At 75.6% G+C, this 270-nt stretch carries 1 pseudogene; it reads right to left on the bottom strand.

Annotated elements, in window-relative coordinates:
- Positions 1-270, bottom strand: a pseudogene (locus B8460_RS22730) (hypothetical protein); the annotation flags it as partial.

Raw genomic sequence — 270 nt, 5'->3', positions numbered from 1 at the left:
TTGGGTCGGGGCGAGGCCGTAACTGTTCCAGCCGCGCCAGTAATCGGCCTCGGCACGGCGGCGCAGGTCGGCCAGGGCGAGGCGGCGCCGTGCCTCCACGCACCCGGCGATGAAGTCGGGGCTGCCCTGTTCGCAGGTGCCGGGCGGCGTCTTGCTGCGCTGGGTCGCCCAGTAGAGGGCACCGGCGCGGCGGTCGCCGTCGAGCGCGGCGAACCATGTCTCCCAGTCGGCGCGGTCGCGCAGCCCGTCCTGCCACGCGGCGGGATCGGC

The organism is Acidisphaera rubrifaciens HS-AP3, from assembly GCF_000964365.1.
Lineage (GTDB): Bacteria > Pseudomonadota > Alphaproteobacteria > Acetobacterales > Acetobacteraceae > Acidisphaera > Acidisphaera rubrifaciens.
Note: the sequence above shows the minus strand (reverse complement) of the source record. Positions and strands in the feature narration are given on the sequence as shown.